The organism is Flagellimonas oceanensis (genome assembly GCF_003992595.1).
Classification (GTDB): Bacteria; Bacteroidota; Bacteroidia; order Flavobacteriales; family Flavobacteriaceae; genus Flagellimonas; species Flagellimonas oceanensis.
The window spans coordinates 1-8,652 of record NZ_RZNA01000030.1; the positions used below are offsets into that span (position 1 = coordinate 1).

An 8,652-nucleotide genomic window follows, 5' to 3' on the forward strand; every position below is an offset into this window, starting at 1 on the left:
TTTCCTTTGGAATGGCTACCGTTCAAAGTTGGAGAAAGCATTTCATCTTATGTAGATAAGTTTTGGCAGTGGTTGGTTTTATTACTGGTAAAGGACGGTGCAGGCTATCAAGGTGATATTGTTACACGTGTCAATGGTAGCGGGGATACGAGCTACCATTTTTTTAAACTTCTTGTGCAAGGAGCAATTTCGGTTATTATTGCAACGATTTGGCTCATTTTTGATAGGGCAAGGGATTTCTTTGGAAGAATTAAAAGGTTTGCTGCCGTTTATATCCGTTATTATTTGGCATTCACAATGTTGACCTATGGTCTTGCCAAAGTGTTTCCTAATCAATTTTGGGAACCTGGTCTTACCGATATGTTAAGGCCATTTGGTGAAATTTCTCCAATGGGTTTACTATGGAAGTTTATGGGATATTCTGTTCCTTACATCATTTTCACTGGTGTGATGGAGGTTATGGCGGGAGTACTTCTTTTTTTTAGAAAGACCACTAGACTTGGGGCCATTTTAGCGTTCGGAATAATGCTCAATGTTTTTGTCTTGAACATGAGTTACGATGTGCCTGTAAAGCTCTTCTCATTTCATTTGGTAATACTGTCCATAATTATACTATCAAAGGACATTATGGGACTTTTGAATTTTTTCGTTTTGAACAAGCCGGTTCCTGCCAATAAAATAGAACCATACTTTAAAAACAGGAGATATGTTAAACTCGGTCTTTTTGTGAAAGGCTTTGTCATTCTATTTATCACTTCGGTAATGGTTACAAATAATTATAGTAACCAATATAAGCATGGGAGAAAAGCAGAGATGCCCAGTCTATATGGAATTTACGAAGTTGAAACTTTTGTCGTGAACAATGATACTATTGAACCGTTGTTGACCGACAAAAATAGATGGCGAAGATTTATAGTCGATAGATACAGTTCCAACATAACCAAAATGAATGGCGATATTCTTTATGCAGAAAGTGTAGTGGATACCATAAACACCACAATTCAAATAAAACCATTCAAAGAATCTTCAACCTTTAACTTCCAATACGAGTTAAGGGATAGTGTTTTGGTTTTTACTGGAACCAAAGGTAAAGATAGCATTAGGATTGATTTTAAGATAAAGGATAAGAATGAGTTTTATCTTATGAAAAGAGGTTTTCATTGGATTAACGAATTTCCGAACAATAGATAGAGTTCAATATTTTATCATGTGTTCTATAACACGAATTAGTACGGCACATATTTGATTTGACTTTCCAAAAGTCCGTACGAATCAATATAAAATTAAAGGGCAGCTGATTTCCAATCATGCTGTATTTATTCGGTCCCGCTTGCGGGACGAAGGAATAGCAAGAGGGTGATGCGCAAATTGCGCCATCTCGGTTGTTTCCGGGTCTTCAACAAGTTGAAAACCAGTTGCTTGAATGGATTTTGGAATACTGGGCAAAAACAGGGGCTACAGTAGACTTTTCCGAAATCTACAGTAAACCCTTTGGGAAGCCCTATAAACACTGGAAATTTTTGACGAAAAAATTGACGCAATTTCACTAAAAATCAAAATCACACCTATGGAAAAGCAATTAATAAATGATAGAACAAAGAAAGGAACAGGTGGTTATTCCAATATCACGGTAAAGAAAGAAACGGCCACACGTTTTCGGAGCTATTCCAAAAAGTTCAGCAAATCGCATAGTGAGGTAATTGATGGGATGATACAATACTTCAAGGAGAACAATCTTGACCCTTTTGGGGAGGGAACAAAGATCATCCTTGACAGTATCAAAAAGATGGAGCATCGGATGATGAAAAAATTCGATAGGCTAATCGCCATTATCAAGAACATGGAAAAGACCAGTATCCGGCCCACCTATGAAATGGTACTCATTCTTTATGAGGCCTATGTAAAGGATGGGAGGAAACCTAAACGTGAACCTGTCCGGATTCAGGAAGAGCGAATGGATTTTTTGGAGCCAAGAAATACCGTTCCGAAAGTTGAACATGACAGGATACTGCAAGAATTCAAAGAATATAAAAAGCGTTGCAATGAAATCATCGACAATGTGGAGAAGGTGGAGCCAATGATGGGCAAGCCCTATCTCAAAATCAATATGGGCATCGGGGATTTCGAAAGCTTGAAACATCAATTAAGATAACGCTCATGTACCTTACCATCTCGGCACAGAAAATGGGCAGTACCTACAACTCCAGTGTGGGGAACTATGTGGACTATCTGGAAAAGGAAAACGAGGATAGGTCGCCCGAACAAATGGAGGAATTCTTTGACCAAGAGAACGACAACGTAAGCCCTCAAACGGTCATTGATGAAATAGATGCCAATACGGCCAAATTAAGGCAGAAGGACCCGAAATTCTATTCCATAGTGGTCAGTCCCAACAAAAGGGAACTGAATGCCATTGGCAATGACCCAAACCTGCTAAGGGAATATACAAGGAAACTCATGGAGGATTATGCCAAGAGTTTCCATCGCAACCAAGAGGTCAAGGCCGAAAACTTGAAATACTATGCCAAGATCGAGCATGAGCGCACCTACCGGGGGTTTGACAAACAGGTTCAAGAGAATGCACCGTATCGTGGAGAAATAGCAAGGCTGAGGAACGAGATGAGAAAAGTGGAACGGGGAGAATCCATCGGGAATATCACAGAGCTTGAAAAAAGAATCAAAGAGCAAATGAGATTGGCCCCACACAAACAGAACGGGCAGCTCATTGCCACAGGGATGCAAAAAGAGGGGCCACAGACCCATATCCATATCATAGTCAGTAGAAGGGACGTGACGAACACCTATACGCTATCCCCAATGGCAAAGCACAAGGCTTCCGAAGTGGAACTGAACGGAAGGACAATCAAAAGAGGTTTTGATCGGGACAGTTTTTACCAAGCAGCCGAGAAGACCTTTGACAGGACAACGGGGTTCAAAAGGAACTATGTGGAATCCTATGTTGGTAGAAAGGCACATGCCAAGGAACCGGGGAAGTTCTTTGCCAAGGTGATGGGGTTGCCCACCAAGGAAAAGGACATGGCCTTTAAACTACTTAAAACGATGGGTGTAAAGGCTCCCAGTATACCGACGAATAAAGTACAAATTGCTGCCAAGATCATCAAAGCTCTAGGTAGGGGTATCGATAAGGCTAGGGGCACAGGTGAGGATATGGGCTACTGAAATCCAAAAAGAAGTTTGCGACTTATTATGACAACTATGTATTGATATTTGCTGAAAAGGGACTTGCTTTTTAGTGCCATTAGTACTTTTTATTCCTCTTTCGATTTCTTCTTTGTTTGATTGTTTCTCTTCTTGTTTTTGAAGTTGAAAAACCCAAAATTTTTGACAATTGTTCTAAAAAATTTGTTGAAACTTTTGAGGGTCTATACTTGGACATCATGTGCTATTGCTCTAACCTATTTATTAATTCATTAACTCTAATTATCCTTGGGTCGATTTCTTTTTTTGCACGTAATTGATTTAAGAAGTATCCATAAATGCCTATTCCAATCGCAGCAACATTAATAAGGATAATTAAATACATTGGGGTTTTTGCCCAAACACTAATGGTAAACAAAACCATTATTGGGTAAACTGGCAATATTCCCCAATAGATATATGTTCTAAGAAATTTCTTTTGAGCTTGGAGATATTCCCTGTTTTTTTTGAGATAATTCAAATAATTCATTTCCAAATCGTTAGGCTTAAATTTTTTAACGCCTCGATATTTAATTATTAAATAAACGGCACAAATTATCATTAATGCCAACGCCACTTTCGTTAGGATGAAAGGAATCTTGAAGAATAAAAAGATGGATAAGAAAACCCCAAATACAGCTAAAATCGTTTCTGAAAGTTCTAGATAATTCCACCATCTATCTAAACGCTTTAAACTTGAATGTAATTCTATAATTAATTTTGATTTCTCGAATTTTATTCGCTCCTGATTCGTGGAGGATTGCCAAATTTTATTTAATTCATCTTCAATCATAACATTTCATTTATACAGTTGAGCAATTTTGATTTAATCCGCTTGATTTTTACGGCTATATGATTTTCAGATAATCCAAGTATATCTGAAATTTCTCGGTATGCTAATCCTTCCAAATACAGAGCAACTATTGCTTTGTCTCCTTCATTCAGGCTTTTGACACATTTTCTTAAGGCTAATAGTTTTTCATTATCAATTCCATTATTTACCTCCGAGCCAAGATTGGCAATGGTCATACTATCCAATCTTATGAATCGCTTTTGGTTTTTCGTGTATTTAGATTTGAAACGAAGGCAAACATTTAAGGCTATCCTATACATCCAAGTGCTGATAGATGAATTACCTTTAAATGAATTCATCGACTTCCAGATGTGAACTAGCACTTCCTGAAATAGGTCTTTCGCGTCTTCATGGCTATATGAATAAATTGAACAAATTCTATATAGCTTATCTTGGTTTTCTTCTAATGCAGAAAGAAATATGATTTCTCTTTTTTCCATTAATGATCCTTCCCTTTACTTCTTTAGTTACCACAGTTATCAGAATATGACACTTTGGTGTGTTTTTTAATAAAAAATCCTTTCAGTTGGGTGAAATCAAGGAATTCTTTATGAAAAAATGAATGGTAAGGTAGCCTTTTACCTTGCTCAGTAGTATTAGTTAAGGGTAAGGTTTGGGACGCTTGCAGCACTTCACTGCGTTACGTTCGCTTTTGGATAGTTATGCTTCTAGATACTTTCTAGTAATTGTATGAGCTACTTTAATTCAGCATATATGACCTTGGTAATCATATCAGGCTCTATATCGAGCAAATCAGCAAGCCTTACAATTTCTCCCATAGTGAATTTGTCAGGATGGTTCAGCTTGACCATGTACCTGCCATAATTTATACCAAGTGATTTTGCTATTCGGGTGGGATATAATTCGGCAAGAGTGTACATCTTTCGAATTTTTCCCGTCTCGAACATTGAACCTATGGAAACCAGTGCAGGGTCTTTATGATCATCTTTTTTTGTCATGGGCGTATTTGTTAACCCTAAAATGACAAGTAATTCATTTATAGTACTGTAAAATATACTTATAATAAGTTAATAATTACGATTAATAAATAAATGATTACATTTGGTAAGTTATCATTAAAATTTTATGCTCGTGATTTCAAATATCGACAACAAACATCTTGAATTATTGAAGAAAGGTTGCCCATCGACTTTTGCGGAAATCTATACCAGGTATAACAGACAGATTTTCTGGTTTGGTAAAAGCTTTCTTGATGATAGCTTTGTTGTGGAGACATTGGTTCAGGATGTATTCTTAAAGTTGTGGGTACATAGGGACAGTTTGGAATCACCCAAGCACATTTATTTTTTCCTGCGGTTTGTGATGAAAAGGGAGTGTATTTCATATTATACGCGCCCTAGGAACAAGTTTTTCAGGAAAGTCCACTCATTGGAGAGTTATGAGAATTACCAAGACTATATGGTCGGGTATGACCCTGCTGAAGACAATAACAATTTTAAACTACAGGAAGGGGAACAGGAAAAGTTCGAAAGTATCAAACGCGTCCTGCCCTTATTGGATGATAGCAAAAGACATGTAATCAATCTTTGTTTAAAATATGGCTTTCAATACAAAGCTATATCCAAGGCAATGGGAAAGGGCATCAATGAAACTTGTAGGGAGATTAAGGAAGCTATTGAAGATATTAAAACCATCCTTCATCAAGGAAATAAGCTCGATTTCGGTAATAACAAGACAGATGAGATAAAGTTTACTGGCGAGATGACAGAAGAGCAGACAAAGGTGCTTAAAATGCGTTGTGAACTAAGATATTCCTTTTCCGAAATAGCGAATGAACTTAACATCTCCCAAAAGGAGGTGCATCAGGAATTCATGATAGCCTATAGGCTAATGGAAGCAAAACATCAATTGCAATCGGCCTAACATGGAAAAGTCAACGCTAAAACTCACTAGAAAGATCCAACTACTGATCGACCTCCCTACAATAGAGGAGAAAAAAGAGGCCTTGGATAAACTGTACCAATGGCAGAACCGATGCTTTAGGGCAGCCAACCTAATAGTGACCCATCTTTATGTGCAGGAAATGGTAAGGGAATTCTTTTACCTTTCAGAAGGCATAAAATATAAATTGGCAGATGAAAAGAAGGATGAACAAGGAATCCTTAACCGTTCCAGAATCAATACCACCTATCGAGTGGTATCAGATCGTTTTAAAGGGGAAATACCCACAAACATATTGTCCAATTTGAACCAGGCCTTGATTTCATCTTTTAAGAAGAACAGACCAAAGTACTGGAACGGTGAACGTTCTTTGAAAAATTTCAGGAGGGATATGGCCTTCCCTTTTGATTTGGAGGGTATGAGTGGATTGCACTTCGATGAAGATAAAAAAGCCTTTTGCTTTCGTTTATTTAGGATTCCCTTTAAAACCTATTTGGGAAAGGATTTTACGGATAAACGAATGTTATTAGAGCGAGTTGTCAAAGGAGAAACTAAACTATACACATCACACATAAAGCTAAAAGACGGCAAGATTTTCTTATTGGCGGTATTCGAGATTGAAAAAGAAAACCATAATTTAAGACCGGAGGTTATCGCAGAGGCTTCTTTGTCCCTTGAATATCCTATTGTCGTAAAGGTTGGCAAGGCAAGGCTTACCATTGGCACAAAGGAAGAATTTTTATACAGAAGATTGGCGATACAATCGGCACACAGACGGGCAAAGATCGGGGCAACCTATTCCAAGTCGGGTAAGGGCATTAAAAGAAAACTAAAGGCAGTTGACAGACTTGGTCAAACGGAACGTAAATATGTCCATAACCGTTTGCATGTCTATAGCCGGAGGTTGATTGATTTTTGTGTTAAACATAGAGCGGGAACCCTCATACTTTTGAATCAGGAGGAAAAAACTGAGATTGCTAAAGAGGAGGGATTTGTATTAAGAAATTGGAGCTATTGTGATTTAATTACCAAAATAGGATACAAGGCAAAGAAAGCAGGTCTTGAATTAATTATTGATTGAATAGAATGGTCGAGGGTGCTTGTACACCCGTAAGGTGAGGTCAATGGCACTCACTAAATGCTAACTGCATATACAACGCGTGGGCTCTCTTATTCCTAAAAAAATTAGGCAGAGGGTGAAACAATCTAGATGTCTTTATCAATTTCTTCGTCAATGCTGTCTAAATAAGTTTGAAGGTTAATTGCTTGCACAGTTCCAATAGCTTGTTGTAAATATCTAGTTAATTGCATGAAGAATGTAACTAGCGAGTTTTCTTGTTTGCTGAACTCTACTTTATTGAAAAGACACTATCCCAATAAGTGTGTAAGTTAAAAATAACGGGGGTTGGGCTTTTCTAGAGCCTGACCCTTTTTTCATAGATCGTAAGGAACTGGTTTAAAATGATGCCCCAGTTCCTGATGGGCATGGACCATTTCTTGGTGGCCTCCCTTGTTGCCAAATATACGGATTTCATCACCGCATCGTCGGTGGGGAAGGAAAGCTTGTTCTTGGTGTACTTCCTGATCTTCCCGTTCAGGTTCTCTATAAGGTTGGTGGTATAGATGATCTTTCGTATCTCGAGGGGGAACTCGAAGAACACGGTGAGTTCGTCCCAGTTGTCCCTCCAGCTCCTTATGGCATAGGAGTACTTGGTTTCCCACTTCTTGGCAAAGTCCTCCAGGGCGGCCTTTGCGGCCTTCTCGTTGGGTGCGTTGTAGATGCCCTTCATATCGGCGGTGAACGCTTTTTTGTCCTTCCATACCACGTAGCGGCAGGCATTGCGTATCTGGTGCACCACGCATATCTGGGTTCTGGACTCGGGGAAGACGTTCCTGATGGTATCGGTGAACCCGTTCAGGTTGTCGGTGGCGGTGATCAGGATGTCCTCGGTGCCGCGGGCCTTGATATCGGTGAGCACCGACATCCAGAAGGCCGCCGATTCGTTCTTGCCCAGCCAAAGGCCGAGCACTTCCTTTTTCCCGTCCCTGCGCAGGCCCACGGCCACGTACACGGTCTTGTTGATTACTTTGGAGGATTCCCTGACCTTGAAGACGATACCGTCCATCCATACGATAAGATAGACCGGTTCCAAGGGTCGGTTCTGCCAGGCGACGATGTCCTCCGCCACCTTTTCGGTTATCCTTGATATGGTGGAAGTGGAGATGTCAAAATTATAGACCTCGCGTATCTGTTCCCCGATATCGCTGTTGCTCATCCCCTTGGCGTAGAGCGATACGATGACATTTTCGATGCCGTCCACCATGTTGCCCCGCTTGGGGACGACCATGGGGTTGAAACTGGCATCCCTGTCCCTGGGGACGGATATCTCGGACTCCCCGAAGGAGGTGCGCACCTTCTTTTTGGAGTGCCCGTTACGGGAGTTGCCGTCCTTGGACCTCTGGTGCCTTTCGTAATCCAGATGGCCGTCCAGTTCCCCTTCCAGCATCTTCTCGATGCCGCGCTTCTGGAGTTCCTTGAGAAAACCGTTGAGCTCGTCTCCCGATTTGAACTGCTTCAGGAAATCGTCGTTGAACAATTCTTCTTTCTTCATAATGTGAAAATATTTAAAATTAGACAAAAAATTAGCGGGGGCATGCCCCCGCTAATTTTCTATTTACACACTTTATGAGATAGTCCT

Annotated in this window: 9 protein-coding genes; 5 read left to right on the forward strand and 4 right to left on the reverse strand. The window is 39.8% G+C overall.

From position 1 onward, the window contains the following. The 3 genes from EO132_RS08680 to mobB form a co-directional block, all read left to right on the forward strand. Window positions 1-1,191: DoxX family protein (locus EO132_RS08680; RefSeq protein WP_164732305.1), on the forward strand; the 1,191-nt coding region annotated here is incomplete at its 5' end. A gap of 376 nt (window positions 1,192-1,567) precedes the next feature. Continuing rightward, window positions 1,568-2,152, forward strand: coding sequence for a BfmA/BtgA family mobilization protein (locus EO132_RS08685; protein ID WP_127137487.1), 585 nt, complete (start codon window positions 1,568-1,570; stop codon window positions 2,150-2,152). 5 nt (window positions 2,153-2,157) lie between these two features. Further along, the gene (gene mobB / locus EO132_RS08690) at window positions 2,158-3,180 is read left to right on the forward strand and encodes a MobB family relaxase (RefSeq protein ID WP_127137488.1); all 1,023 of its coding nucleotides are present in this window, start codon (window positions 2,158-2,160) and stop codon (window positions 3,178-3,180) included. Between the two features lie 223 nt (window positions 3,181-3,403). On the opposite strand, the gene EO132_RS08695 is transcribed toward mobB, so the two are convergent. The 3 genes from EO132_RS08695 to EO132_RS08705 form a co-directional block, all read right to left on the reverse strand. Further along, complete coding sequence (locus tag EO132_RS08695; RefSeq protein WP_127137489.1) at window positions 3,404-3,991, reverse strand: hypothetical protein; 588 nt, start codon at window positions 3,989-3,991, stop codon at window positions 3,404-3,406. Then, complete coding sequence (locus EO132_RS08700) at window positions 3,988-4,491, reverse strand: RNA polymerase sigma factor (protein WP_127137490.1); 504 nt, start codon at window positions 4,489-4,491, stop codon at window positions 3,988-3,990. The genes EO132_RS08695 and EO132_RS08700 overlap by 4 nt, the downstream gene beginning before the upstream one ends. 255 nt (window positions 4,492-4,746) lie before the next feature. Next, window positions 4,747-5,010 carry a hypothetical protein gene (locus EO132_RS08705; RefSeq protein ID WP_090294722.1) on the reverse strand — a complete coding sequence of 88 codons (264 nt, stop codon included), beginning with the start codon at window positions 5,008-5,010 and terminating at the stop codon, window positions 4,747-4,749. A 127-nt stretch (window positions 5,011-5,137) separates the two neighbouring features. Between EO132_RS08705 and EO132_RS08710 the strand changes: the two genes are divergently transcribed. Together EO132_RS08710 and EO132_RS08715 are read left to right on the forward strand one after the other, a co-directional pair. Continuing rightward, entirely contained in the window at window positions 5,138-5,935 is a 798-nt protein-coding gene (locus tag EO132_RS08710; protein WP_127137491.1) for an RNA polymerase sigma factor, read from the forward strand. 1 nt (window position 5,936) lies between these two features. Then, complete coding sequence (locus tag EO132_RS08715; protein ID WP_127137492.1) at window positions 5,937-7,034, forward strand: hypothetical protein; 1,098 nt, start codon at window positions 5,937-5,939, stop codon at window positions 7,032-7,034. Window positions 7,035-7,368: 334 nt separating this feature from the next. Here the strand turns inward: EO132_RS08715 and EO132_RS08720 are convergent, their stop codons facing one another. Continuing rightward, window positions 7,369-8,565, reverse strand: a complete 1,197-nt coding sequence (locus EO132_RS08720; protein ID WP_062787294.1) for an IS256 family transposase — start codon at window positions 8,563-8,565, stop codon at window positions 7,369-7,371. Window positions 8,566-8,652: the final 87 nt, after the last annotated feature.